The sequence below is a fragment of the Streptomyces durmitorensis genome (assembly GCF_023498005.1).
Taxonomy (GTDB): Bacteria; Actinomycetota; Actinomycetes; order Streptomycetales; family Streptomycetaceae; genus Streptomyces; species Streptomyces durmitorensis.
On the sequence record NZ_CP097289.1, the window covers coordinates 549,394 to 572,870 of the forward strand.

26 protein-coding genes and 1 pseudogene are annotated in these 23,477 nt (G+C 71.4%); 17 read left to right on the forward strand and 10 right to left on the reverse strand.

Features of this window, described 5'->3' with window-relative positions:
* Positions 1 to 81: 81 nt before the first annotated feature.
* Positions 82 to 708 (forward strand): TetR/AcrR family transcriptional regulator, encoded by a 627-nt coding sequence (locus M4V62_RS02265; RefSeq protein ID WP_249585491.1) that lies wholly within the window; start codon positions 82 to 84, stop codon positions 706 to 708.
* Here M4V62_RS02265 and M4V62_RS02270 read toward each other — a convergent pair whose 3' ends face one another.
* The 3 genes from M4V62_RS02270 to M4V62_RS02280 all read right to left on the reverse strand — a co-directional run bounded on the left by M4V62_RS02270 (position 709) and on the right by M4V62_RS02280 (position 3,139).
* The gene (locus tag M4V62_RS02270; RefSeq protein WP_249585492.1) at positions 709 to 1,131 is read right to left on the reverse strand and encodes a hypothetical protein; all 423 of its coding nucleotides are present in this window, start codon (positions 1,129 to 1,131) and stop codon (positions 709 to 711) included.
* Positions 1,132 to 1,166: 35 nt separating this feature from the next.
* On the reverse strand, positions 1,167 to 2,132 hold the full coding sequence (locus M4V62_RS02275) for an LLM class F420-dependent oxidoreductase (protein WP_249585493.1): 966 nt from the start codon (positions 2,130 to 2,132) through the stop codon (positions 1,167 to 1,169).
* A 101-nt stretch (positions 2,133 to 2,233) separates the two neighbouring features.
* The gene (locus M4V62_RS02280) at positions 2,234 to 3,139 is read right to left on the reverse strand and encodes a glycoside hydrolase family 16 protein (RefSeq protein WP_249585494.1); all 906 of its coding nucleotides are present in this window, start codon (positions 3,137 to 3,139) and stop codon (positions 2,234 to 2,236) included.
* Between the two features lie 241 nt (positions 3,140 to 3,380).
* On the opposite strand from M4V62_RS02280, the gene M4V62_RS02285 reads away from it, so the two are divergent.
* Positions 3,381 to 4,196: an SAM-dependent methyltransferase gene (locus M4V62_RS02285; protein WP_249585495.1), complete on the forward strand. Its 816-nt coding sequence runs from the start codon at positions 3,381 to 3,383 to the stop codon at positions 4,194 to 4,196.
* A gap of 119 nt (positions 4,197 to 4,315) precedes the next feature.
* On the opposite strand, the gene M4V62_RS02290 is transcribed toward M4V62_RS02285, so the two are convergent.
* Positions 4,316 to 4,540: a hypothetical protein gene (locus M4V62_RS02290; protein WP_249585496.1), complete on the reverse strand. Its 225-nt coding sequence runs from the start codon at positions 4,538 to 4,540 to the stop codon at positions 4,316 to 4,318.
* A gap of 203 nt (positions 4,541 to 4,743) precedes the next feature.
* On the opposite strand from M4V62_RS02290, the gene M4V62_RS02295 reads away from it, so the two are divergent.
* The 7 genes from M4V62_RS02295 to M4V62_RS02325 all read left to right on the forward strand — a co-directional run bounded on the left by M4V62_RS02295 (position 4,744) and on the right by M4V62_RS02325 (position 10,689).
* Positions 4,744 to 5,148: a hypothetical protein gene (locus M4V62_RS02295; protein WP_249585497.1), complete on the forward strand. Its 405-nt coding sequence runs from the start codon at positions 4,744 to 4,746 to the stop codon at positions 5,146 to 5,148.
* The gene (locus M4V62_RS02300; protein WP_249585498.1) at positions 5,145 to 5,921 is read left to right on the forward strand and encodes a transcriptional regulator; all 777 of its coding nucleotides are present in this window, start codon (positions 5,145 to 5,147) and stop codon (positions 5,919 to 5,921) included. Before M4V62_RS02295 ends, M4V62_RS02300 begins: the two co-directional genes overlap by 4 nt.
* 82 nt (positions 5,922 to 6,003) lie before the next feature.
* On the forward strand, positions 6,004 to 6,396 hold the full coding sequence (locus M4V62_RS02305; RefSeq protein ID WP_249585499.1) for a roadblock/LC7 domain-containing protein: 393 nt from the start codon (positions 6,004 to 6,006) through the stop codon (positions 6,394 to 6,396).
* A 78-nt stretch (positions 6,397 to 6,474) separates the two neighbouring features.
* The gene (locus M4V62_RS02310) at positions 6,475 to 6,849 is read left to right on the forward strand and encodes a hypothetical protein (RefSeq protein WP_249585500.1); all 375 of its coding nucleotides are present in this window, start codon (positions 6,475 to 6,477) and stop codon (positions 6,847 to 6,849) included.
* 180 nt (positions 6,850 to 7,029) lie between these two features.
* On the forward strand, positions 7,030 to 7,563 hold the full coding sequence (locus tag M4V62_RS02315; protein ID WP_249585501.1) for a 2Fe-2S iron-sulfur cluster-binding protein: 534 nt from the start codon (positions 7,030 to 7,032) through the stop codon (positions 7,561 to 7,563).
* On the forward strand, positions 7,560 to 8,555 hold the full coding sequence (locus M4V62_RS02320; RefSeq protein WP_249585502.1) for an FAD binding domain-containing protein: 996 nt from the start codon (positions 7,560 to 7,562) through the stop codon (positions 8,553 to 8,555). The genes M4V62_RS02315 and M4V62_RS02320 overlap by 4 nt, the downstream gene beginning before the upstream one ends.
* A 37-nt stretch (positions 8,556 to 8,592) precedes the next feature.
* On the forward strand, positions 8,593 to 10,689 hold the full coding sequence (locus M4V62_RS02325) for a xanthine dehydrogenase family protein molybdopterin-binding subunit (RefSeq protein ID WP_249585503.1): 2,097 nt from the start codon (positions 8,593 to 8,595) through the stop codon (positions 10,687 to 10,689).
* Between the two features lie 33 nt (positions 10,690 to 10,722).
* Here the strand turns inward: M4V62_RS02325 and M4V62_RS02330 are convergent, their stop codons facing one another.
* Positions 10,723 to 11,745, reverse strand: coding sequence for a PHP domain-containing protein (locus M4V62_RS02330; RefSeq protein WP_249585504.1), 1,023 nt, complete (start codon positions 11,743 to 11,745; stop codon positions 10,723 to 10,725).
* Positions 11,746 to 11,855: 110 nt separating this feature from the next.
* Positions 11,856 to 12,038 (reverse strand): hypothetical protein, encoded by a 183-nt coding sequence (locus M4V62_RS02335; protein ID WP_249585505.1) that lies wholly within the window; start codon positions 12,036 to 12,038, stop codon positions 11,856 to 11,858.
* A 251-nt stretch (positions 12,039 to 12,289) separates the two neighbouring features.
* Here M4V62_RS02335 and M4V62_RS02340 point away from each other — a divergent pair, with 251 nt between their 5' ends.
* Both M4V62_RS02340 and M4V62_RS02345 read left to right on the forward strand, forming a co-directional pair.
* The gene (locus M4V62_RS02340) at positions 12,290 to 13,564 is read left to right on the forward strand and encodes a PP2C family protein-serine/threonine phosphatase (RefSeq protein WP_249585506.1); all 1,275 of its coding nucleotides are present in this window, start codon (positions 12,290 to 12,292) and stop codon (positions 13,562 to 13,564) included.
* A 145-nt stretch (positions 13,565 to 13,709) separates the two neighbouring features.
* Positions 13,710 to 14,207 carry a DUF5709 domain-containing protein gene (locus M4V62_RS02345; protein WP_249592669.1) on the forward strand — a complete coding sequence of 166 codons (498 nt, stop codon included), beginning with the start codon at positions 13,710 to 13,712 and terminating at the stop codon, positions 14,205 to 14,207.
* 30 nt (positions 14,208 to 14,237) lie between these two features.
* On the opposite strand, the gene M4V62_RS02350 is transcribed toward M4V62_RS02345, so the two are convergent.
* A complete protein-coding gene (locus M4V62_RS02350) occupies positions 14,238 to 14,810 on the reverse strand; it encodes a GNAT family N-acetyltransferase (protein WP_249585507.1) in 573 nt (190 codons plus the stop codon).
* A 64-nt stretch (positions 14,811 to 14,874) separates the two neighbouring features.
* Positions 14,875 to 15,330 carry a hypothetical protein gene (locus M4V62_RS43820; RefSeq protein WP_425575260.1) on the reverse strand — a complete coding sequence of 152 codons (456 nt, stop codon included), beginning with the start codon at positions 15,328 to 15,330 and terminating at the stop codon, positions 14,875 to 14,877.
* On the opposite strand from M4V62_RS43820, the gene M4V62_RS43825 reads away from it, so the two are divergent.
* Positions 15,308 to 15,502 (forward strand): Rossmann-fold NAD(P)-binding domain-containing protein, encoded by a 195-nt coding sequence (locus M4V62_RS43825; RefSeq protein WP_425575259.1) that lies wholly within the window; start codon positions 15,308 to 15,310, stop codon positions 15,500 to 15,502. The genes M4V62_RS43820 and M4V62_RS43825 overlap by 23 nt on opposite strands.
* 72 nt (positions 15,503 to 15,574) lie before the next feature.
* On the opposite strand, the gene M4V62_RS02365 is transcribed toward M4V62_RS43825, so the two are convergent.
* Together M4V62_RS02365 and M4V62_RS02370 are read right to left on the reverse strand one after the other, a co-directional pair.
* Complete coding sequence (locus M4V62_RS02365) at positions 15,575 to 16,810, reverse strand: FAD-dependent monooxygenase (RefSeq protein WP_249585508.1); 1,236 nt, start codon at positions 16,808 to 16,810, stop codon at positions 15,575 to 15,577.
* Positions 16,807 to 18,204, reverse strand: a complete 1,398-nt coding sequence (locus M4V62_RS02370; protein ID WP_249585509.1) for an MFS transporter — start codon at positions 18,202 to 18,204, stop codon at positions 16,807 to 16,809. Before M4V62_RS02370 ends, M4V62_RS02365 begins: the two co-directional genes overlap by 4 nt.
* Before the next feature lie 195 nt (positions 18,205 to 18,399).
* Here M4V62_RS02370 and M4V62_RS02375 point away from each other — a divergent pair, with 195 nt between their 5' ends.
* From M4V62_RS02375 to M4V62_RS02395, 5 genes and pseudogenes are all read left to right on the forward strand, one after another.
* Positions 18,400 to 19,047: a TetR/AcrR family transcriptional regulator gene (locus M4V62_RS02375; protein ID WP_249585510.1), complete on the forward strand. Its 648-nt coding sequence runs from the start codon at positions 18,400 to 18,402 to the stop codon at positions 19,045 to 19,047.
* A gap of 394 nt (positions 19,048 to 19,441) precedes the next feature.
* Positions 19,442 to 20,083, forward strand: coding sequence for a carbonic anhydrase (locus M4V62_RS02380; protein WP_249585511.1), 642 nt, complete (start codon positions 19,442 to 19,444; stop codon positions 20,081 to 20,083).
* A 54-nt stretch (positions 20,084 to 20,137) separates the two neighbouring features.
* Positions 20,138 to 21,706, forward strand: coding sequence for a SulP family inorganic anion transporter (locus M4V62_RS02385; protein ID WP_249585512.1), 1,569 nt, complete (start codon positions 20,138 to 20,140; stop codon positions 21,704 to 21,706).
* A 273-nt stretch (positions 21,707 to 21,979) separates the two neighbouring features.
* Positions 21,980 to 22,147, forward strand: coding sequence for a hypothetical protein (locus M4V62_RS02390; RefSeq protein WP_249585513.1), 168 nt, complete (start codon positions 21,980 to 21,982; stop codon positions 22,145 to 22,147).
* An 88-nt stretch (positions 22,148 to 22,235) separates the two neighbouring features.
* Positions 22,236 to 23,464 (forward strand): annotated as a pseudogene (locus M4V62_RS02395) (phenylacetate--CoA ligase family protein).
* Positions 23,465 to 23,477: the final 13 nt, after the last annotated feature.

Sequence of the window (23,477 nt, forward strand, 5' to 3'; positions counted from 1 at the left end):
CCGATCGGTATCACTTGGGACGGGCTGGTACCGTAGCAGGCGTTGAGAGCCCCACCACTGACCGGACGTCACGGAGCAGGCATGACATCGACCGCCGGCAGGCCGAGCAGAGTGGCGAAACTGCCGCCTCGCGAGCGCATCCTCGACGCGGCGGAGGAGCTCTTCCAGAGCGAGGGGATCCAGCGCGTGGGCGTCCAGGCCATCGCCGACCGGGCCGAGACCACCAAAATGGCGATCTACCGGCACTTCGAGACCAAGGACGCCCTGGTCGCGGAGTGGCTGCGGATCGTCGCCGTCGAATACCGGGCGGCCTTCGACCGGGTCGAGGCCCAATACCCCCGGCAGCCCCGGGAGCAGATCATGGGCCTGGCCCGCTTCATCGCCGAGGGGCTGCCGGCGATCTCGCACCGGGGCTGCCCCTTCATCAACTCCATCGCCGAGCTGCCGGACCGCGCCCACCCCGCACGGCAGGTGATCGAGGAGCACAAGGCGCACCAGACCCGCAGGCTGATCGCCATGTGTGCCGATGCCGGGCTGCCGGACCCCGAACAGGCCGCGGCCGAGATCACCTTCGTACTCGAAGGCGCGCAGGTCAGCACCCAGAACGGAAGCGTCGATCAGGTGGGGGACCGACTGATGAGAATCGTCGAGGGAGTCGTCGATCGGCACGGCCCCCCGCACGATGCGTCCCGGACGACCCCCGACTGATCAGCGCCCCGGGAGCGGCGGCTCCCCGTGCTCGGCGCCCGTCAGGCGCAGTTGCACCTGCACCTCCTGGTCTCCGGATGCCGTGCCGGTGTCCGCGGCGACGAAGGCCGATGCGAGCGTGGCACGCAGTCGGCCCACCGCCACCGGGGCGCCCTGCAGGTCGGCGGTGACCGGGCCCGCGAGGAGCACGCCTCGGACAGGCCCCGGACTGTGGGCTGCGAGGAAGGCGCCGGTCCAGACGGCGGGCCGGGGCTGTTCCGTCCGGTGCGGCGCTTCCTCGCCGCGGTCGGAGGGGAAGTGGCTCCGCAGCACGCCGAACACGGCGTCCGCGTCGGCCGCGGAGCACTCTCCGAGGACCACTTGCACGAGGTCGGGCGAGTCGGGCTGCGCGGCGGTGGATGCCGGGCCGGGTGTCTCGTTCACGCTGTTCTCCCTTGGGTCTCGGGTGTGTGAGGTGCTCAGAGGTCACGCAGGGCGGGCAGCAGCTTCTGCTCGGCCCAGTCGATGAAGGGACGTTGGTGGTCGCCGCCGACCTGGACCAGGGCGACTTCCGTGAAGCCCGCCTCCACATAGGGGCGTACGGCGTCGACGAAGGTGTCGACGTCGTCGCCGCACGGGATCTGGTCGGCGATGTCCTGCCGGGTGACGTGCTGGGTGGCGCCCGCGAAGCCGGACGGTCCCGGCAGTTCGGCGTTCACGGGCCAGCCGCCCGCCGACCAGCGGAACTGGTCGTGTGCGCGGGCGACGGCCGCGTCCTTGTCGGTGTCGTAGCAGATGGGCAGCTGGCCCACGCGCGGCTTCCCGCTGCCGCCGTGCCGGTCGAAGGAGTCGAGCAGCTCGGCCTTGGGTTCGGTGGCGATGACCAGGTCGGCGAGGCGGCCGGCCAGCGCGCAGGACCGTCCGCCGGAGACGGCCACACCAAGGGGCGGCAGCTCGTCGGGCAGGTCCCACAGGCGGGCGTTCGCCACGTCGAAGTGGGTGCCCTGGTGGTTGACGTTGTCGCCGGTGAACAGCGCGCGGATGATACCGACCGCTTCCTCCAGCATCTCCAGGCGGACCTGCGGGGATGGCCAGCCCTCGCCGACCACGTGCTCGTTGAGGTTCTCGCCCGAGCCGAGTCCGAGCCGGAAGCGCCCCTCGGAGAGCAGCTGCATCGTCGCGGCCTTCTGGGCCACCACGGCCGGGTGGTAGCGGACCGTCGGGCAGGCCACGTACGTCATGAGCGGGATCCGCGAGGTCGCCTGCGCCGCCGCGCCGAGCACGCTCCACGCGTAGGGCGCGTGCCCCTGCGAGTCGAGCCAGGGGAAGTAGTGGTCGGACGTGACCGAGAAGTCGAATCCGGCCCGTTCCGCCGCCACCAGGTCGTCGACGAGGGCACGGGGTCCTGCCTGCTCGGTCATCATTGTGTAGCCGATTTGCACCATATTTGTACGCTTTGCCGAACGGCCCCCGCTGAAACATCAGCATCGGAAGGCACATGAGGCTGCTGCCCCCACGGCGCGGGACCACTCGGGCCCTTCCGGCACTATTTCCAGTCGTACGCGTACGCGGCGACCCAGGTGATCTCCAGCTGCGCGCTGCTGCCGGGCTCGGCTCCCGGACCTTCCAGGGCGCTCTCGTTCTGCAGGATCCACGACAGCGGCCGGTCCGGCACGCCCCTCGTGTCCTGACCCGTCTCCCGTCCGTCCACGAAGAAGCGCACGCGTCCGGGGGTCCACTCGGTCGACACCGTGTGCCACTCCGTCCACGCGTCGGCGCCGCGGAACGAACCCTGCTCGCCACCGCCGCACGGGTGGTGGAAGGCAGTGAGGGATCCGGTCCAGTTGCCCTCGGGGTGGTCCATCTCGCAGCCCCCGCCGTAGTGCAGCCACGCCGACTTGTAACCGGCGGCGGGTTTGGTCACCTTGATGCGGGCGCTGTACTTGCCGTACTTCATCTGCATGACGGCACGCGGTACGACCGCCGCCGCGTGCACCGGCCCTCCGTCGTCGGGCCGCCACATCCGGATGCGCATACGGCCGTCGCCGTTCTCCGCAGGGCCGACGCTCACGGTGTCCTCCGGGTGGTAGACACCGACGACGTCACGGCCCCGGTCATTGGCCGTGTCCTGCCAACCGGTCGGGTAGGCCCACCAGTTGTCGCGGTAGGAGCCCTTGAGACCGTCGCAGTACGCGGCGGACGTGTCGGCGTGATGGTCGCAGTCGCTGAACGCGCCGAGCGGCACCCGGTCCCCGTTGAAGTCCTCGGCGACGACCTGCCAGAACGGCCCGCAGTCGCCGCGCGGCAGCTCGGTGCCGACGCTGCCGCAGGCATCGGCCGACCGCGGCGCTCCCCCGGCGCTCGGGATGGCCAGCAGGGCGGCGAGCAGGGTGGTGCCGAGCGCCGCGAGCACGACCGGCCTGCGCCGTCTCGCCGCCGCGTGTGATCCCATCGCGATGCCCTTCCTCCCGGCCGCGCACGCACGCCCCACAGGACCCGGCGGACGTCTCGCGCGAAGGGGTCATCCTCGCGGAGGCCGGGAGGTCCCGCCATACCGCTGACGCCACCGAACTCGGACCCGGTCACGGTCACGGAACGCGCCGACGACGTGAACTGGTGTACGTGTCGGGACGGTTGGGACGTAGGTTGTGCGTTGAACAGTTCACGCCTCGGTGGAAAGACGGACGCAACCCATGACCGACGACGCCACGACGCCCGGATCTGCGGCGCATCAGAAGATCGACACATCGGTGCCGCACTCGGCCCGGATCTGGAACTACTGGCTGGGCGGGAAGGACAACTACCCCGTCGACGAGGAAGCCGGCGACGCCTACAGCGCCGTGTTCCCCGGCATCGTCACGGTCGCCCGCAGCAGCCGTGCCTTCCTGCGCCGCAACATCACCCACCTGGTCACCGAGGCGGGCATCGGGCAGTTCCTGGACATCGGCACCGGCCTGCCGACCGTCGACAACACCCACGAGGTCGCCCAGCGGCTCGATCCCCGGACCCGGATCGTGTACGTCGACCACGACCCGATGGTCCTCGCGCACGCCCGCGCCCTGCTCACCTCGACGCCCGAGGGAGCGACCGCGTACGTCGACGCCGATCTGTCCGACCCCGACCGCATCCTGGCGGCCGCGTCCGAGACGCTCGACCTCACTCGCCCCACCGCCCTGATCCTCAGCAACATCCTGGGCCACGTCGCCGACTACGAACAGGCCCGCTCCATCGTCACCCGCCTGCTGGAGGGCCTGCCCTCCGGCAGCTACCTCTCCATCAACGACGGTTCACGCGGCACCGACGCCGCCTACGAACAGGCCCAGGACGCCTACAACGAAACCGGCGCCGTCCCGTACTTCCTGCGCCCCGTCGACCAGATCACCGCGTTCTTCGACGGCCTGGACCTCCTGGCCCCGGGGGTCGTCTCGGTCCCCTTCTGGCGCCCGGACTCCGGCTCCCCCGCCCTGGAGCCCATCGGCGAACACGGCGGCCTCGCCCGCAAGCCCTGACACGAGTGATGGGTCACCAGGGCAGCGGACCCTCGGCATCGCGGTAGCCGTCTTGGTGAAGCCGGGCTCCACGGCGTTGATCCGCTTGCGGTCCTTGGCAGCCAGACGCTCACCCCCGGCTAGCCTCCCGAGGGAGCTCGGCCCCCTGACGACCGGCGGGGGCCGGTGCGTGCCGCCGTCGGCAGGATCATGCCGGGGGCGGCGGCGATGCCCAGGGCCGGAGCGACGTTCAGGGCGGTCTGCTCGAGCCCGCCGACGACCCCTCGAACGGCGATCCGACGCAGAGCCGGCACGAGGGACCTGAGGAGAGCCTCGGGGAATTCGTCGAGGGCCGATCCGGTCATCCGACCGATGAATTCGGTCGCTCCCAAGCCCTTCCCGGGCGCCCTCGAAGCGATCGCGTCGATCTCGCGCATGTCCCCCTGGAAAATGCCAATTCTCCCCAGAACCCGCACAGCCTTACGTACCTTCCTCGTCACGGACGGTGGGGACCGTCCGAGACGGGCGGTGGGGACCGCCCGGTTTCACCCTGGGGAAGGGAAGCCGCGTGCCCGGAATAGACGAGTGTCTGCTCGAGGCGATGACACTGCCCGGTGCACGCGGGGCCGCGATCGTCGACTGGACCAGTGGGCTCGCCCTTGGTTCGGTCGGCGAATCGCCCAACGGCGACCACGAGGCGACCGCCGCCGAGACCGCGGAGGTGGCGCGGGCGGCCGCCGAGTACCAGGCGTTCGCGCCGGTCGACGCGGCGTTCGAGGAACCGGACGTCAAGGGGTTACCGGTCGAAGACCTGATGCTCACCACCCGCACCGGTTTCCACCTGATCCGGTTCGTGGAGACCACGTTCGACAGCAGCGTCTTCCTTCACCTGTGGCTCGACCGGCACACCGGGAACCTCGCGCTCGCCCGCATCCGGCTGCGCGACATCTCCGACCGTCTGGCCCTGGTATGAGTACCGCTCGGGCCCGTGTCGCCACCTCCCCGATGCTGCTGCGGCTCGCCGAGGAACACGCCACCGGCGCGCTGCTGCGCGACCAGGGGGTCCTCTACCTCTCCCAGGGGCACGTCGTGCACGCCGAGAGCCCCGCGGCGCCCGGCATCGACGTGCTCCTGACCACCGGCGGCTCGCTGCCCCAGCAGGGCTGGCAGGACGCCCTTTCGCAGGCGGGGTCCCGGCACGCGGTCGGGCAGCACCTGATCGACAGCGGCCGAGTGGCCGCGGGCGAGCTGGAGTTGTGCCACCTCGGCGCGCTCTTCGACGCCGCGTTCTTCGTCCTGGAACCGCCCGGGGGCGCCACCCGGTTCCGCTACGGCGCCGCCCACTGGCTCGGGCAGATCCACCCCGTACCGGCCACGGTCGTGGCCCGGGAGACGCGGCGGCGCCGGGAGCTCCTCGACAGCGTCTGGCCCGACGGGGTGATCGACACGGCCCCCGTCGTGCCCCGTGCGCCCGCCCCCGGCCAGACGGTCGGCGACCGCCAGCGGGAGGTGCTCAGGCTCGCCGACGGCAGCCGTACGCCGACCCAGATCGCCTGGGCGCTCGGCCGCCCGGCGTTCCACACCCTGCTTGAGGTCCGGCGCCTCGCCGCGGCCGGTCTTGTGCACACGCCACGGCTCCCCGAGCCGGTGGAGCCCCCGGTCGCCCTGTGGTGCATGGAGTCGTCCGAGGATCCGGACATCGCTCTGCTGCGCCGGGTGCGGGACGCACTGGAGGCGAGCCCATGACGCCTCGCCGCGCACACCGGGCCGGGCACCAGCCCTCATGAAGCTCTTCGCGCTCTGGAAGCGCGCCGAGAGGAGACACCTGATGGGCGCCGAAGCCGACGTACTGAGCGAACTGAGACGCCTGCGCACCCGGATTCCGCAGCTCAGGGGCGCGCTCGCGGCCAGCGTCGACGGCCTTGTGCTGGCCCAGGACGCCACGGACGTGGAGGCCGAAGGCGTCTCGGCACTCACCGCGGCGGCGCTGGGAGTGGCCCTGCGCCTGTCCGAAGCGACCCACCAGGGCGGCTTCCGGGAACTGCTCATCCGCGGTGAGCACGGATACGTCGCCACGTACGCGGCCGGTTCGTCCGCCGTGCTGACGCTGCTGGCGGAGCCCCGCATCAACGTGGGCCGGCTGCACCTGGAGGCCCGCCGGTCCAGCGCCTGCATCGGAGAGCTGGTCGACGCCGCCGTCGAACGAGCGGAGGAAAGCTGACCCATGCCCCCCACCTCATCCTCATCACCTTCAACGCCCTCATCACGGGCATCCAGCAGACGGAAAGGGAGCAAACTCATGAGCAACACGGAAACCGCCCTCAAGGAAGCCACCACCTCCATCGAGGGCGTCATCGGCGCGGCCCTGGTCGACTACACGAGCGGCATGGCCCTGGGCACCCTGGGCGGCGGCAAGGACCTGGACCTGTCGGTCGCCGCGGCGGGGAACACGGACGTGGTGCGGGCCAAGCTGCGCACCATGGAGATGCTCGGCCTCAAGGACGAGATCGAGGACATCCTGATCTCGCTCAGCAGCCAGTACCACCTGATCCGGCTCATCAAGGGCCGCAACAACAACGGGCTCTTCCTCTACCTCGCCCTGGACAAGGCCCGTGCCAACCTGGCCATGGCCCGCCATCAACTCAAGCGGATCGAGGCGGACATGGACGTGTGACCCGACGTCCTCCTCCACGGCGCCTCCCCCGTCCCCGGCGCCGCGCCCCTCACGGCGCGGCGCCGTCCGCTGCCGCCGATACGCCACACGCGTGATCCCGGCATGCCGTAACGGGTGTCCTGACTCAGGCTGGATACGCGGTCACCTCCTGACCACGCGTCGACCAGGGAGCGGAGCACCATGGGAACCGATGTGTTCCACGCGCAAGTGCGCCTGACGGTGAACGGCGAGCCCCGCGGCCTCACCATCGACCACCGTTCGACGCTGCTGGACGTCCTGCGCGAGCAGCTGGGTCTCACCGGCGCCAAGAAGGGCTGTGACCACGGCCAGTGCGGTGCCTGCACCGTCCTCGTCGACGGGCGCCGCGCGAACAGCTGCCTGCTCCTCGCGGTCGCCCACGAGGGGTGCGAGATCACCACCGTCGAAGGGCTGCGCGACGCCGACGGTGAGGGCCTGCATCCCGTGCAGCGGGCCTTCCTGGAGCGCGACGCCTTCCAGTGCGGCTACTGCACGCCGGGGCAGATCTGTTCGACCGTCGGCGCCCTGGCGGAGGCCGCGGCGGGCCACGCGTCGCACGTCACGGATCCGGGAGCGGACACCGGCGCGCCCATGGAGCTGACCCGGGACGAGATCCGTGAGCGGCTCAGCGGCAACCTGTGCCGCTGCGGCGCCTATCCGCACATCGTCGAGGCCGTCGAGGACGTGACCCGGTGAAGCCCTTCCGGTACGTACGCGCCTACAGCGTCGAAGAGGCGGCCGCGGCCCACGCGGGACGGCTGGGCTCCCGCTACCTGGGCGGCGGCACCAACCTCGTCGACCTGATGAAGCTGGGCGTGGAACGCCCCGGGACACTGATCGACGTCAGCAGGCTGCCGCTGGACACGGTGGAGGAGCTGCCCGACGGTTCCCTGCGCGTCGGCGCCACGGTGCGCAACAGCGACCTCGCCGCCCATCCGCTGGTGCGGGACCGCTACCCCGTGCTCTCGCAGGCCCTGCTCGCGGGGGCCTCGGGTCAGCTGCGCAACGTGGCCACGACCGGGGGCAACCTGCTCCAGCGCACCCGCTGCCCCTACTTCCAGGACCTGAGCAAACCGTGCAACAAGCGCGAGCCGGGCACCGGGTGCGGGGCGCGCGACGGCGTCCACCGCGACCACGCGGTCCTCGGCCACTCGCCGCAGTGCATCGCCACCAACCCCTCCGACATGGCGGTCGCGCTCAGCGCCCTCGACGCCCAGGTGGAGCTGCACGGTGTGCGGGGTCGGCGCACCCTGCCCGTCACCGAGTTCCACCGGCTTCCCGCTGACCGCCCTGACCTGGACACCGAGATCGCACCCGGCGAGCTGATCACCGGTGTGCTGCTCCCGCCCACGGCCGCGAGGCTGCCCTCCGCCTACCGCAAGGCCCGCGACCGCGCCTCGTACGCCTTCGCACTCGCCTCGGTGGCCGTGGTCCTGGACGTCGAGGACTCCGTCGTACGCCAGGTGCGGATCGCGTTCGGCGGCCTGGCCCACCGGCCCTGGCGTGCCCGGCGTGCCGAGCGCGCACTGCTGGGCGGCCCGCCGAACGACGAGGCGTTCCTGCGGGCCCTGGACGCCGAGCTCTCCGCCGCCGAGCCGCTGCGGGACAACGCGTTCAAGGTGCGCCTCGCCCGCGATCTCGCCCGCGACGTCCTGCGACGCCTCGCCGAGGCGCCCTCCCCTTCCTGACCCATCCCGTCTGTCCTCCGCTCCCAGGGAGAACCCCATGCCGGACACCGCCAGCGCCCTCGGGGCGCCCGCCGAGCGCAGGGAGGGCCCCCAGAAGGTGACCGGGACCGCCCGCTACGCCGCCGAGCACACCCCCGAAGGATGCGCCTACGCCTGGCCGGTGCCCGCCACGGTGGCGCGCGGCGCGGTCAGCGCCGTCGACGCCACGGCGGCCCTGGCCGTGCCCGGCGTCGTCGAGGTCCTCACGCATCTGAACGCGCCGCGCCTGGGGAAGCCGGACGACGCCACCCTCTCCGTGTTGCAGGACGCGCGCGTGCCGCACCGGGGGTGGTACGTCGCGCTCGTCGTCGCCGACACCCTGGAGGCGGCACGCGAAGGCGCGGCGGCGGTCCAGGTCACGTACGCCGAGGAACCGTACGACGTCATCCTGAAGGCCGATCACCCCGAGGCCTACGTGCCGGAGGACTCGGACGGCACATCGGGCGAGCACGTGCGCGGCGACGCGGAGGACGCGTTCGCCGCCGCTGCCGCGCGCGTCGATGCCCTCTACCGGGTGCCGCCGCTGCACAACCACCCCATGGAGCCGCACGCGGCCACCGCCCACTGGCAGGACGGCCGGCTGACCGTGCACGACAGCAGCCAGGGCGCCACCACCGTCCGCGACGTCCTGGCGGGACTGTTCGCGCTGCCCAAGGAGCAGATCACGGTCGTCTCCGAACACGTCGGCGGCGGCTTCGGCTCCAAGGGCACGCCGCGCCCGCACGTGGTGCTCGCCTCCATGGCCGCCCGCGCGACCGGCAGGCCCGTCAAACTCGCTCTGCCGAGGCGCCAGTTGGCGGCCGTGGTGGGCCACCGCTCGCCGACCCTGCACCGGGTGCGGCTCGGGGCGGAAGCCGACGGCACGCTGACCTCCGTGATCCATGAAGTGACCGCGCACACCTCGCGCGTCAAGGAGTTCGTCGAGACGGCCACCGCCGCCACGCGCATCATGTATCCGTCGCCGCACGCCCGCACCACCCAGCGCGTGCTGCCGCTCGACGTGCCGAGCCCCTCCTGGATGCGCGCCCCGGGCGAGGCGCCCGGCATGTACGCCCTGGAGTCGGCGATGGACGAACTCGCCGCGACCCTCGGTATCGACCCGGTCGAACTGCGCCTGCGCAACGACACGCAGACGGAACCCGACAGCTCCCTGCCCTTCAGCAGCCGCCACCTCGCCGAATGCCTGCGCGAGGGCGCCCGGCGCTTCGGCTGGTCCGAGCGCGACCCGCGTCCCCGCTCACGCGCCGAAGGTCCCGTCCTGGTGGGCAGCGGGGTCGCGGCGGCCACGTACCCGGTGATCGTCTCGCCGAGCCGGGCGAGCGCGCACGCCTACCCGGACGGCAGCTTCGTGATCCGCGTCAACGCCACCGACATCGGTCAGGGCGCCCGCACCGTGCTCGCGCAGGTCGCCGCCGACGTGCTCGGCGTCCCGCTGGACTCCGTGCGCGCCGACATCGGCAACAGCGATCTGCCGGCCGCGCCGCTGGCGGGCGGTTCCTGCGGGACGGGCTCCTGGGGCTGGGCCGTCCACGAGGCCTGTACGCGGCTGGCCGCGCGCCTGGCAGGACAGCGGGGGCAGCAGCTGCCCCCGGAGGGGGTGGGCGCCACCGCCGACACGGCGGGCGAGGCCGACGCGGACAGCGGCTACTCCCGGCACTCCTTCGGCGCCCACTTCGCCGAGGTCGGCGTCGACACGGTGTCCGGCGAGGTCCGGGTGCGCAGGCTGCTCGGTGTCTACGCGGCCGGGCACATCCTCAACTCCCGTACCGCGCGCTCGCAGTTCATCGGTGCGATGACGATGGGCCTGGGCATGGCGCTGACCGAGGGCAGCACCATGGACGCGGCCTTCGGCGACTTCACGGAGGCGGACCTCGCCGCCTACCACGTACCGGCGCACGCGGACGTACCCGCGATCGAGGCGCACTGGATCGACGAGGACGACCCCCACCTCAACCCCATGGGCAGCAAGGGCATCGGCGAGATCGGCATCGTCGGGACGGCCGCGGCCATCGGCAACGCGGTGCACCACGCGACCGGTCTGCGGCTGCGCGAACTGCCCCTCACGCCGGACCGGGTCCTGGCGGGCGGCATCTGAATCCGGCCGGGGCGCCGGAGTACCGCGGCGCCCTCACGCCACGGCCCGCTTCTCCCGCGTCCAGGCCAGCAGCTTCTCGGCCGTCCAGGTCGTCACCACGCGCTCGGCGGGCACCCCGCACTCCTCGGCGCGGGCGCACCCGATCACCTGCCAGTCCAGCTGACCCGGCGCATGCGCGTCGGTGTCCACGGAGAACAGCACGCCGGCGTCCACGGCACGGCGCAGCAGCCGCCGCGGCGGGTCGAGCCGCTCCGGACGGCTGTTGATCTCCACGGCCGTGCCGGATGCCGCGCACGCGGCGAACACCGCGTCCGCGTCGAACTGCGACTCCGGCCTGCCGCGCCCGGTGACGAGCCGGCCGGTGCAGTGCCCGAGCACGTCGGCCCGGGGATTGCTGACGGCGGCGATCATGCGCCGGGTCATCGCGGCGGCGTCCATGCGCAGCTTGGAGTGCACGGAGACGACCACCACGTCGAGCTGGTCGAGCAGCTCGGGCTCCTGGTCGAGCGAACCGTCGTCGAGGATGTCGCACTCGATGCCCGTGAGCAGCCGGAAGGGCGCCCACCGCTCGTTGAGGCCGGCCACCACCGCCAGCTGCTCGCGCAGCCGCTCAGGGGACAGTCCGCTCGCGACGGTCAGCCGGGGCGAGTGATCGGTGAGCACGGCCCACTCGTGGCCGAGCGCCCGCGCCGTCCGGCCCATCTCCTCGATCGGGCTGCCGCCGTCGGACCAGTCGGAGTGCAGGTGGCAGTCGCCGCGCAGCAGGGCCCGCAGCCGGGTGCCGCCCTCGGCGAGCGGGGTCTCAGCCTCGCCCTCGAGACGCTCCAGGTATCCCGGCATCTCGCCGGCCAGCGCCTCGCGGACCACCCCGGCCGTCTTGGGGCCGATCCCCTTGAGCGACTCCAGGGACCCGTCGGCGACGCGCCGCGCCGCCTCGCCGTCGGGCAGGTCGCCGACCACCTCGGCCGCGGTGCGAAAGGCGCGCACCCGGTAGGTCGGGGCGCGGCCTCGCTCCAGCAGAAAGGCGATCCGTTCCAGCGCCTCCACGGGGTCCATCGGCACCTCCGGCCGTCGGGGACTGCCGACGGCGTACGTGTGCTTCCAGCGTCGCCCACAAAGGGCGGCGGGGCACGCGAGGGCCGGAGCCTTCGTCGCCCCGGGGACGCCTACGCCGCGGGTTCGGCGGGCGCGGCGTCCGGGACGGCCGCGATCGGCCCCCGGAAGTCCAGCACGGCCTCGGCTCTCTGCTGCGTCTCCTCGGCGGCCTTGCGGGCTGTCGCGAGGACGTCGCCGTGCTCCTGGACGAGGGTGTCGTAGATCGGCGCCTCAGCGGCGTCATTGGCTGGCATGACCAGCGGCTCCTTGTTCGGGTGACTGTATGGGGCGGTACGGCCGCATGCGGCCGGTCCGCGACCTTACGCTGCGCCTGCGGGCCTCTGCGGACCGGGGTCGACCGCTGAGACGGCAGGCCCGGTGTACCGGGGAGGGCGCCCGAACGCCGGAAATCCGGCGGGCGCAAGCGAAATGCGCCTCCCGCGCGCCTGCAGCCGGGCAAGATCCGGGACCCGGTGTGAGACTGCTGATGAGGCGGTGATCACAGATGTCGAGCCAGCCTACGGAGCCCGGAGCCGGAAACTCCGGTCCCGGAAGCACCGGCCCCGGAAGCACAGGTCCCGGGAAGCAGGGCCCCCGGCAGCCCGGCCCGGGGGAACAGCTGTTTGAGCAACTGCTCGCATCGGCGCACGCCGCGGCGCCGATGGAGCTTCCGGCACTGGCCCAGCGGTTCGCCGAAGCGGTCGGGCTCGACCGGATCGACGTGTACCTCGTGGACCTCCAGCAGCGGTGCCTGGTGCCGCTGGCCGAGGGGCCGCCCACCCTCGATGTGGACACCTCCGCCGCCGGTTCGGCCTACCGGGCGCACGCGCTGCGCGTCGAGGAACTGGCCCAGGGCAGGATCGTCGCCTGGCTGCCGCTGATCGACGGCGCCGAACGCCTCGGTGTGATCGGCGCCACCGCGGCGGTCATCGACGTCGCGCTGCTGCGCCGCTGCCGCATGCTGGCCTCGGTGATGGCCATGACGATCACGTCGAAGCGGGCGTCGAGCGACAGCTTCGCCCGCCGGACACGGTCCGAGTCCATGCAGCTCCCCGCCGAGATGCTGCGGGCCTTCCTGCCGCCCAGGACCATCGGCAACTCCCACGTGATCTCGACCGCCGTGCTGGAACCGGCGTACGAGATCGGCGGCGACGCCTTCGACCACTCCCTGACCCCTTCCACCCTGCACGTGGCGATCCTGGACGCCATGGGCCACAACCTCGCCTCGGGCCTGACGACCGCCGTGGCCCTGGCAGGTTGCCGCAACGCGCGGCGGGCCGAGGCCGAGCTGCCCGAGCTCGTCGACACCGTCCAGCACGCGCTGGCCGGGTGGCTGCCCGAGCAGTTCTGCACCGGGATCCTCGCCCAGCTCGACCTGGCCGACGGCCTGCTGCGGTGGTGCAACTGCGGCCATCCGCCTCCCCTGCTGATCCGGGACCACCGCGTGCTCGACCGCGCGCTGGAGCGGCCGGCCCAGCCGCCGATGGGCACACCCGCCCTGCTGGCCGACGTGGAATGGCAGGTCCACGAGGAGGCGCTCCAGCCGGGTGACCGGGTGCTCATGTACACCGACGGCGTCACCGAGCTGCGGACCGGGGGCGGCGCCGAGTTCGGCCTGGAGCGGTTCACGGACAGCATCATCCGCGCGACCGCGGCGGGCGAACCGGCGCCGGAGGCACTGCGCCAGCTCATCCACGCCATCCTCGACCGGCAGGACAACCAACTGCGCGACGACGCGACACTGCTGCTGCTCGAGTGGCGCCCGCCCGGAACGCGGTGACCTGCGGGGCCCATCGTGCCACTCGCCCCCTGGCGACCCTCCCCGCATGCCGGAACGTGTGTTCTGGATCAGGGTGGATACACGGCACAGCAGCACCATCAGTCGCGCGTGAAGGAGGACGAGCACCGTGGGAATCGACGAGGTCATGGGCGACGACGTCTACCAGCCCGACGCGGAGGAGGTCCGCGAGGACGAGGGCATCCTCGACGCGGAGGACACCCTCAGCGACCGCGGGGCGGATCCGTACGACGAGGGTTGGTCACCGCCCGAGCGGCCCCTTGGGGTGGCCCACACCGGCACCACCGCGCAAGAGCAGCAGGACGGCGAGAGCCTGGCGGAACGCCTCTCCGAGGAGCGGCCCGACCCCGCGCTCGCGGTTCCCGGCCCTGCGGAGGACGACGACGGCATCGGGGACACCACCGACACCGACGGCGAGCCGATCGACGAGACGGAGGTCGGAGACGTCCGCGCCGGGCGCCTGTTCGCCCCCGACGACGGGGCGCGCGATGACCCGGAGTCCGACGCGGCGCAGGACATGATCGGCGAGGACATGGGCATCGACGGCGGTGCGGCATCCGCCGAGGAGGCGGCGGTGCACGTCATCGACACGGACGCCGCCGACCGGACGGACTCCGCGGGCTGACGCGTCCCGCAACGGCCCGGGACCGCTGGGTCAGCGCAGGTCGAGCCGCATCAGGACCCGGGGATGACCGGCCAGCACGGAGGTCGTGTCGGCGGCGTGGGTGAATCCGGCGCGCTCGAAGTTCTTGCGGAGCCCGGCGTACGCCGTCGTCAGATCGACCTTGGCGTCGCCGTTGTCGAGCGGGTAGGCCTCGACCGCCGGTGCGCCGTGGGCGCGGGCGAACTCGACCGCACCGGCGATCAGGGCGTGCGAGATCCCCTGCTTGCGATGACCGGGCCGCACACGAACGCACCAGAGCGACCAGACCGGAGAATCGTCGACGTGCGGGATCTTCCGGTTCCGCGCGAAGGACGTCTCCGAGCGCGGCGCCACGGCCGCCCAGCCCACCGGCTCGTCTCCGTCGTACGCGAGCACTCCCGGAGGGGTCTTTGCGCGGCACAACTCGGCGACGTACTCACCGCGGGCCGGACCGCGGAGCTCGTTGTTGAGCTTGGACGGGATCCGGTAGCTCAAGCACCAGCAGACATTGGCGGCAGGTGACTTCGGGCCGACCACGGCACGGACATCCTCGAAGACCGAAGCCGGGCGTACGTCGATGGGCATGACACCACAGTGGCACGCGCACCTGCGCTCGCGGTGGCACGACGTACGGAGCCGGGCGCGGAAGTCACGAGCCCGCCTGCCCGTCCGCTGCCTCCTCGGCCACGGACGCGGCGGCGCGGACCAGCGCCGCCGTGGACTTCGAACGGGACTGCTGCGGCCAGGCAATGGCGAGGATCGCGGGCGGTGCGTCCGGGACCGGCCGGTAGACGAGGTCGCGGCTCTCGCTGCGGATCTCGTCGAGGTACTGGTGCAGGTCACCGGGGCGCAGACCGAGGTCGGCGAGGGCCAGGGCGCCCCGGGCGGCGAGGGGGTGGCTGGTGGCGAGGGCGGCGACGCGCGGTCGGCGGCTGAAGGAGGCATGCGCGGGCGCCGACCGCGTGTTCTGGCTGGTGCCGCCGACGCCTGCGGGCGACAGCGTCGAGGGCCACTTCCGCGACGTCTCCAGCCTGGGCCGCGGCGTGGCGAGGAACGCCGGCCAGATATCCGCGTCGCTCGCCATGGACGAGGCGATCGCGGCCACGGGCGTGCACCACCGGGCGCTGTGCCCGCCGTTCCTGATGGAGAATCTGCTGGGCCAGGCCGAGTCGATCCGCGACGCGGGCACCTTCTTCCTGACGCTGGCGGAGGACCGCGTACTGCGCACCTGCGCCACGGGGCGAGCGAGGCCTGGGCCCAGGGACTGGTCGACATGACCCCCGCGCCCACCGGCTTCCGCCAGTGGTGTCAGGAGGTGCTCAGGCCGGCCGTCCTGGCGTAGGCCCTCCTCAGCGGGTTCGCTCCAACTCGGGCAGGGTGAGGGCCGAGTGGGCCGGTTGTCCCTCCGGGGAGGGGGGCATGGTGCTGAGTCCGCGCAGCATGTCGTTGCGCTGCTCCAGCGCCCGGGCCGTGGTGGGGAAGAGCGTGGCATCGCCCTCGCCGACCTTCGCCTGGTTCACGGTCACGAACTCACGGGTGGTGTGTTCGTAGGCGGCGAAGCCCGCGGCGTGGTCCCGGTCGGCCAGGGACGCGGCGAGCATGTACGCACCGACGAGTGCGAGGCTGGATCCCTGTCCGGTGAGGAACGAAGGTGCGTACGCGGCGTCGCCCACCAGCGCGCCCCTGCCGCTGGACCAGCGGGGCATGCGGATCTGGCTGACCGCGTCGAAGAACACGTCGTCCGCGTCGCGCAGGGCGGCGAGCATGCCGGGGACCTCCCATCCCGCGTCGGCGAAGACCGCGGCGACCAGGTCCCGTTGGGCTTCCGGGTTCCGGAACGCGTCGAACGGCGGTTTGGGGTGGGCGAAGTTCAGGAAGGCGTGCACCTGGTCGTCGTCCCCCACGGCGTAGAGCGCCGCGGCTCTGCCCGGGGTGTTCCACATGACGGTCTCGTGGGAGAGCCCGAAGGTGTTGCGCATGGTGAACACGGCGAAGCAGTAGCCGAGATACCGGTGGAACTGCTCTTCGGGGCCGAACAGGAACGCACGGGTACGTGAGTGCAGACCGTCCGCGCCGAACACCATGTCGAACGTACGCCTGCCGCCCCCGCGGAAGGTGACGTCGACCCCGTGGCCGGACTGGTCGAGGGTGTCGATGGAGTCGTTGAACAAGAACTGCACGTCGTCACGGACCGCCGCGTGGAGAGCGGCGCTCAGATCCCCGCGCCGCACCTCCAGATCCCGTCCCGCGACACCGCCGGTGACGGTGTGCGGATCGAGCGAGGCCACCTCGCCGCCGTCCCCGTCGAGGAAGGTCAGCCGGCGCAGGTCGATGTGCGCCTCCCGCAGGCGCGGCAGGATTCCCATCCTGCGGACGACCTCAAGTGCGGTGCCGCGCACGTCGATGGGATATCCACCGTCCCGAAGCGTGCCCGCCTTCTCGACGACCGTGACCGCGTATCCGTAGCGGTTCAGCCAGTAGGCGAGTGCGGGCCCCGCGATGCTGGCACCGGATATCAGGACCTTGCGCCTCGGCGCCGTACGGGAATGCGTGGGGACGTCCGTCAACAGATCAGTGCGGGTCATTCCTTGACTCCTTTGCTCATGGTGCGGGTGACCAGCAGGGACAGGGCTGTGATGGCGCCGGCTACGACGAAGCCGGTGACGAAGGCCGATTCGGCCGGGACATCCGACCCTGAAGGGGTCCCGGCGGTGAGGATCGCTCCACTGACCTGCACACCGACGGCGAAGCCGATCACGCGAGTCACCAGGACCAGGCTGGTGGCGATGCCGGTGTCGCTCTGACCGACGGATGTGGCGGTCCTTGTCACCATCGCCGTGACGCACAGGCCGTTGGCGAGCGCGACCATCATCTTGCCGACGACGAGGTGCCAGACCTGGGAGTGAACTGCTGCCAGGGCGATCAGGGCGGTGGCCATGATGACGATCCCGGCGGTGACCACGGCACGCGAGCCGAAGCGCCGCGCCCAGATCCCGCTGATCGGCCCGGCCAGCGACGCGGCCACGGCGCCGGGCAGCAGGAAGAACCCGATCTCGGTGGCGCTGGCCCCGAAGCCGTAGGCGTCCTCGGACAACTCGAACAACTGCGGGACGAGATAGACCGCCCCCGAGGTACCGACGCAGATCATGAACGTCAGCACGCACGACTTCCACACCGCGGGCCGTGCCAGCATGCGCAGATCGACCATCGGCGAGGCCACGCGGCGCTCGACGGCCGTCCATCCGGTCGCGAAGGCGGCCAGCACCACGACGAGGGCGCCGAGCACGAGTGGCTGCGAGCCGATGTCGGGTGCAAGGGCGAGCGCGAGCATGAGCGTGACCAGGGTGCCGCTCAGGAGAACCAGGCCCGGCCAGTCGAATCCGGCCTCGTCCGACCGGCCCGGCGGATCGAGCGGCATCAGCCGGTTCACCAGCAGCGTGGCCCCGATGACCGCGAGCGTCGGCAGCGCGAACATCCAGTGCCGGGAGAGCCCTTCCGCCACGGGACCGGCCGACAGCGTTCCCGCCATCCCGCCCCCCACGAACAGCCCGCTGACCACCCCGATGGCCACCTTCGCCTCTCCTGCGGGGAGGTGTTTGCGCACCAGAATGAACGACAGGGGAAGCGCGCCCACCATCGCACCCTGCAGCACCTGGCCGAGCAGCAGCACGGGCAGGTTCGGCGCCAGGGCGGACACCAGGCCACCGGCCGAGACCACCGCCATCAGCCGTATCAGGACTCGTTTTCCGCCGTAGCGGTCGCCGAACTTGCCCGCGACCGGCGTGATGAGCGCGCCGGTGATGAGCAGCACGACGCTGAGTAACGCCCCTTCGGCCCGGCTCATGCCCAGTTCGCGTTGCAGGAGCGGGAGGGTCGGCGTCACCACCGACTCCAGGGCCCCGGTGGCGACCGCCAGCATGCCGAGGGCCCAGACAGTGGCTTTCCCGATGCGGACCGGGGGAGCCAGCGTTGCAGTCATGGACGTCCTTTCCGTCGTCGCCGGGCGAGTCCTTCGTGGACAGGTCCGTGGTCGTCCGGCGGGGTGAACTCGGTGAAGCGGCAACCGAGATGACGTCTGCACAGCTCCGTCCGGAGGAGCGGGTGCATGGGGACGGCACGCCATGAACCAGAGATTACACTACACCGTACAGTGTAGGACGGTTAAGATGTGGCCATGCCGACCACGAAGACACCGACCACGAAGACACTGCGCGAGGGGTCCGCGCAAAAGCGGGCCGCCATCCTCTCGGCGGCCCGGGAACTGTTCCTCGCCGACGGCTTCGACCGGTCCAGCGTCGACGCGGTCGCCGCCCGGGCGGAGGTGTCCAAGCGGACGGTCTACGACTACTTCGGCGACAAGCAGACGCTGCTGCAAGCGGTCGTCGACGGTGTCGGCCAGTCACTGATCACCACGATCCGGCGCACCCTCGACGACACCCTCAGCGACCTCACCGAAGCCGCCGAACTCGAGGACGCCCTGGTCACGTTCTCGATGCGCATCGCGACCGACATGCTCGGCTCGGCGGAGTACGCAACGCTGCAGCGACTGGTCCTTGCGGAGTCCGGCCACCTGCCGCACCGGGGCTACAACTCCATGGCCGACACTCCCGACGAGGCGATCGCCGAGCGGTTCGCCGCCCTGGGCGCCGCAGGGCTGCTCGACGTACCCGACCCTCGACTCGCGGCCGACCAGTTCATCGCGCTGGCCTTCGGCGTCGCGCTGGACAGGCTCGGTTCCGCGAACGCGGCGGAGGACACCCGTGTTCAGCCACTCGTCGTCGAGGGAGTGCGGACTTTCCTCCGGGCATACCGGACCAATTAGGGACGAGCAGTACGTAAGAACAGTGCGCCGTCAGCCGGATCGGCGACGGCGGACAGAGCGCGGACGGCGCAGCCAAGTCGTCGCGACTGCAAGCGCGTGCGAACGGAATGGCCGCGCGGACTCCACATGATCTCCACATGAACCTTGCCCAACGGTTGAGAGTTCGACCAACTCCCAGTTCAGGGGCGTTTATTACTCAATCTTTGGCAGATTTTTGCTCTGTCATCAGAGGTTAATGCGATGGCAAAGTGAGAGTCACAGCCGAAGTACAGGCTGTCTCCCGGGGCGACGTGGAACCCGCTGTCACTCAGCGGCCCGCGCCGCCTCACTGTCACCATCGACCCGACCACACCGCGTCCCGGCTCCGCCGCAGCGACGCAGGAGGCAGGCCATCATGAAGTCCCTGATCGACAACGCCCGTTCCTTCGCCGCGACACACGTCGCGGCCCCTCAAAACGCCGCGGCCTTCCAGGCCCTGGGGGCCGGGCAATCGCCCGAAGCCCTGTTCGTCACGTGCTCCGACTCGCGCGTCGTACCGGCCCTGATCACCGGAGCACGCCCCGGCGAACTCTTCGAACTCCGTACGGCGGGCAACGTCGTACCGCCCTACCCCTCCGGCAACGAAGCCGGCCGGGAAGCCCGCCCCGGGAGCGAGGCGGCCACCATCGAGTACGCGGTGTGCGTGCTCGGAGTCCGCGACATCGTCGTCTGCGGACACTCGCACTGCGGCGCGGTGGGCGCCCTGGTGCGGGGCGAAGACCTGTCGGCCGTACCGGCCGTGCGCGACTGGCTGGACCACTCCGTCGCCCCGGACGCCGCCGTGCGCTCTCTCGTCCCGGCCTCCGCCGACGTGGCCGAGGCCGTGCAGACACACGTGCTCGCGCAGGTGGAGAGGTTGCGCGCGTACCCATGCGTGAGAGAGCGGATCGAGGACGGCTCGCTCACCCTGCACGCCTGGTACTACGAGGTGCACACCGGCACCATCACCGCCCATCGCCCGTCGCCCGACGACCGGCCGGCGTTCGGTCCGCTGTGAGAGCCGCCGCGCCCCACCGACCGGACCGCTCCCACGACAGGACCCCCCACCCTCATGTCCTCCTTCCTCTCCTCCCTCCGCTCCCCCTTCCGCCCACTGCGTGAACCGGGCGTCCTGCGCCAGGACTTCCTCGCCTCGCTCGTCGTCTTCCTGGTCGCCCTGCCGCTGTGCGTCGGCGTGGCCGTCGCCTCGGGTGTGCCCGCCGAACTGGGCCTGGTCACCGGCATCGTCGGCGGTCTGGTCGTCGGTTTCCTGCCGGGCAGCGCCCTCCAGGTGAGCGGGCCCGCCGCCGGACTCACCGTGCTCGTCTTCGAGGCGGTACAGGAGTTCGGGCTCGGCATGCTCGGCGCCATCGTGCTGCTCACCGGCGCCCTCCAGATCATCCTGGGCCTGCTGCGCTGCGGCCGCTGGTTCCGCGCCATCTCCGTGTCCGTCGTGCAGGGCATGCTCGCGGGCATCGGACTCGTCCTGATCCTCGGCCAGCTGTACACCATGGCCGGGGCCGAGCAGCCACGCTCCGGGCTCGACAAGATAGCCGGGCTTCCCGGGCTGCTCGCCGACGTGCTGGGTGACACCGCCTCACTGACCGCCGCTGCCCTGGGTCTTGGCACCATCGCCGTGCTCGTGCTGTGGCCGAAGCTGCCCGCGGCCGTGCGCGTGGTGCCCGCCCCGCTGGCCGCCGTCGCGCTGGCCACCGCGGTCTCCGCCGGGCTGAGCCTGGACGTGGCCAACGTGACGGTGCGCGGCCTGGTCGACGCCATCCAGCCGCCGGGCTTCGGCGACCTCGCCGCTCTGGGCAGCGTGGCCGTACTCGGCACGGTCCTGGCCTTCACCCTCATCGCCTCGGCCGAATCACTGTTCAGCGCGGCCGCGGTGGACCGCATGCACGACGGTCCGCGCACGCAGTACGACAAGGAGCTGGTCGCCCAGGGCATCGGCAACACGGTGTGCGGTGTGCTGGGCGCTCTGCCCATGACCGCGGTCATCGTGCGCAGCTCGGCCAACGTCGCGGCCGGCGCGCGTACGCCGCTCTCCCGTGTCCTGCACGGCGCGTGGCTGCTGCTGTTCGCCGTGCTGCTTCCGGCCGCGCTCGGCATCATCCCGCTGGCGGCGCTCGCCGGTGTCCTGGTCCACGCGGGCTGCAAGCTGATCCCCGTCAAGGAAATCGTGCCGCTCGCCCGCGCCCACCGGGGCGAGGCCCTGGTCCTGGCCACCACCGCGATCGCCATCGTGGTGACCAACATGTTCGAGGGCGTCGTGCTCGGCCTGGTGCTCGCGGTGGTCAAGTCCGCCTGGGACACCTCCCATGTCCACCTGGACGTACGGGAGTTGACCGGCGGCCGCATGGTGGTCACCCTCACCGGCAACGCCACGTTCCTTCGGCTGCCGCGCATCCTGGAGACCCTGGAGGCCCTGCCCAAGGACCGGCCCATCGAGCTGGACCTGACCGCGGTGCGCCATCTGGACCACGCCTGCCGTACGACGCTGGAGAACTGGGCCCTGCGGCACAACGACAGCGACACGGAAGCCGTGCGGATGAAGACGTCCCCGATGGCCGCTTCCAGTTCCGGTTCCGGTTCCGGCACCGAGAGTTCCACCGCGCAGGCTCCTGCACGGCACTGAAGCCGGGCGTCCCCCTCTGATCGCCGTCTGCCGCCCGCCCCGGCGGCAGACGGTGCGCGGCCCGCGATGGGCCCCCTTGGCATGCCCGCGTGACCGCGGGCGCACCTGGATGCGGGCAACAACCGGGCTTCGGCATGCGGTTCAGCCATCCAGTCCACTCCCATTGACTTTCCCTTGACCATCTCTTTACCTTCAAGGGGATGGGACGAAAGCCAATAAGCCCATCGATCCGGCAGTTATTGCTCAATACCAATCATCAATGGAGGTTTCACCATGGAGCAGCTCATCAAGCGCATGACCGAGGAGTCCGTGTGGCAGAAGTGGGTCGCCACCAACTCGGCCCAGCCGGGCTCCGGGCAGGGCTCGAAGGACGGCTGCATCAGCTCGGCGCCCAAGAGCGGCTGCATCAGCGCCACCGGCAAGACCGGCTGTATCTCCTGAGCCGCTGATGCCGCGGGGCCGCCGCCGCACCCTTCGCGGCGGCGGCCCCGACCCCGCTCCCCCACCCCCCGCCTGCACCGGAGCCGCCTTGAACCGCCTGCCGAGCGCCGACGTCCTGGACCGCGTACGCGACATCCCCCTCTACCGCGCCTCAGCCGAGCGCGGCGAGTTCCCGGTCCTGGAGAAGCCGGACATCGCCCGGGGCTTCCCCGACAACTGGATGACACCCGAGCTGGCCAGGGCTCTGGAGACGGGCGAGGCCGAGTTCGTGCTCTCGACCGGGACCAACCACGCCCGCATGCAGATCATCCGGCCGCCGTACTTCCTGCTCCGCTCCTACTACCGCCTGTGGAGCGAACACCCCGACCTCGGCGCCGCCTGGCACGCAGGGGCCAAGCGCATCTCCCTGACCACCGTCCTCGCCACCGAACACGTCGCGCGCGTCAACGCCGCCAAGCCGGGCGCGACTCCGGGCGAACGATGGCTCGACGACCGCACCCTGTACCTCAACCGGCAGTTGGACCCGGCCGGTTGGGATCGTCCGGAGGTCGAGCGGATGCTCGCCGAGATCCGTGAGGTCGCCGCCGCGCACCCCGACGGCACGTATCTCCTGGACTGCTCCGGATATCACCTGGCGCATCTCGTCCGCAGAGTCACCGAGTGGGACCTGTGGGACGGTTTTCCGCGACCGGCCGGCATCGTGCATGCCTACGAATACACGCCGTTGAACGTCCGCGCCTACCTGCGCGCCCACTTCGACTGCCCCGTGGTCGACCTCTTCGGCAGCACGGAACTGGGTTACCTCTTCTACAGCGACGCCGAAGGCCGCTATCAGCCCTATCTGCACGACATGAGCGTGGAGTTGATCCCGGTGGAACCGGGCAGCGGCATCCACAGCCTCATCGTCACCAGCATCCGCAATCCCTACATGCCGCTCGTGCGCTACCGGTCCGGCGACTGCGTCCGCACCCGCGACGGCAGCACGGACCCGAAGGAGATCGTCTCCTTCTGCGGCCGCGAGAAGGAACTGCTGCCCACACCCGGCGGCGGCCCGTCGCCCAGGCCGACCTGGATGCCCGCATCGCCGCCGTCTGTCCCCGCGTCTTCCTGCACCAGCTGCGGCTGACCGGCAAGGACCAGTGCCTGCTGTGGTGCACGACCTTCGACGACGTGCCGCTGACGCCCGCCGAGGAGAGCGAGCTCGCGGCATCCGTCGGCGTCCTGACGGGCCGCTCCTGCCGCGTCGAGCACCGCGCACACGTACCGATCGGACGCTCGGGCAAGTACGCCTGGCTGTCCACGCCCGACCCTTCCTGACTCCCTCCCGACC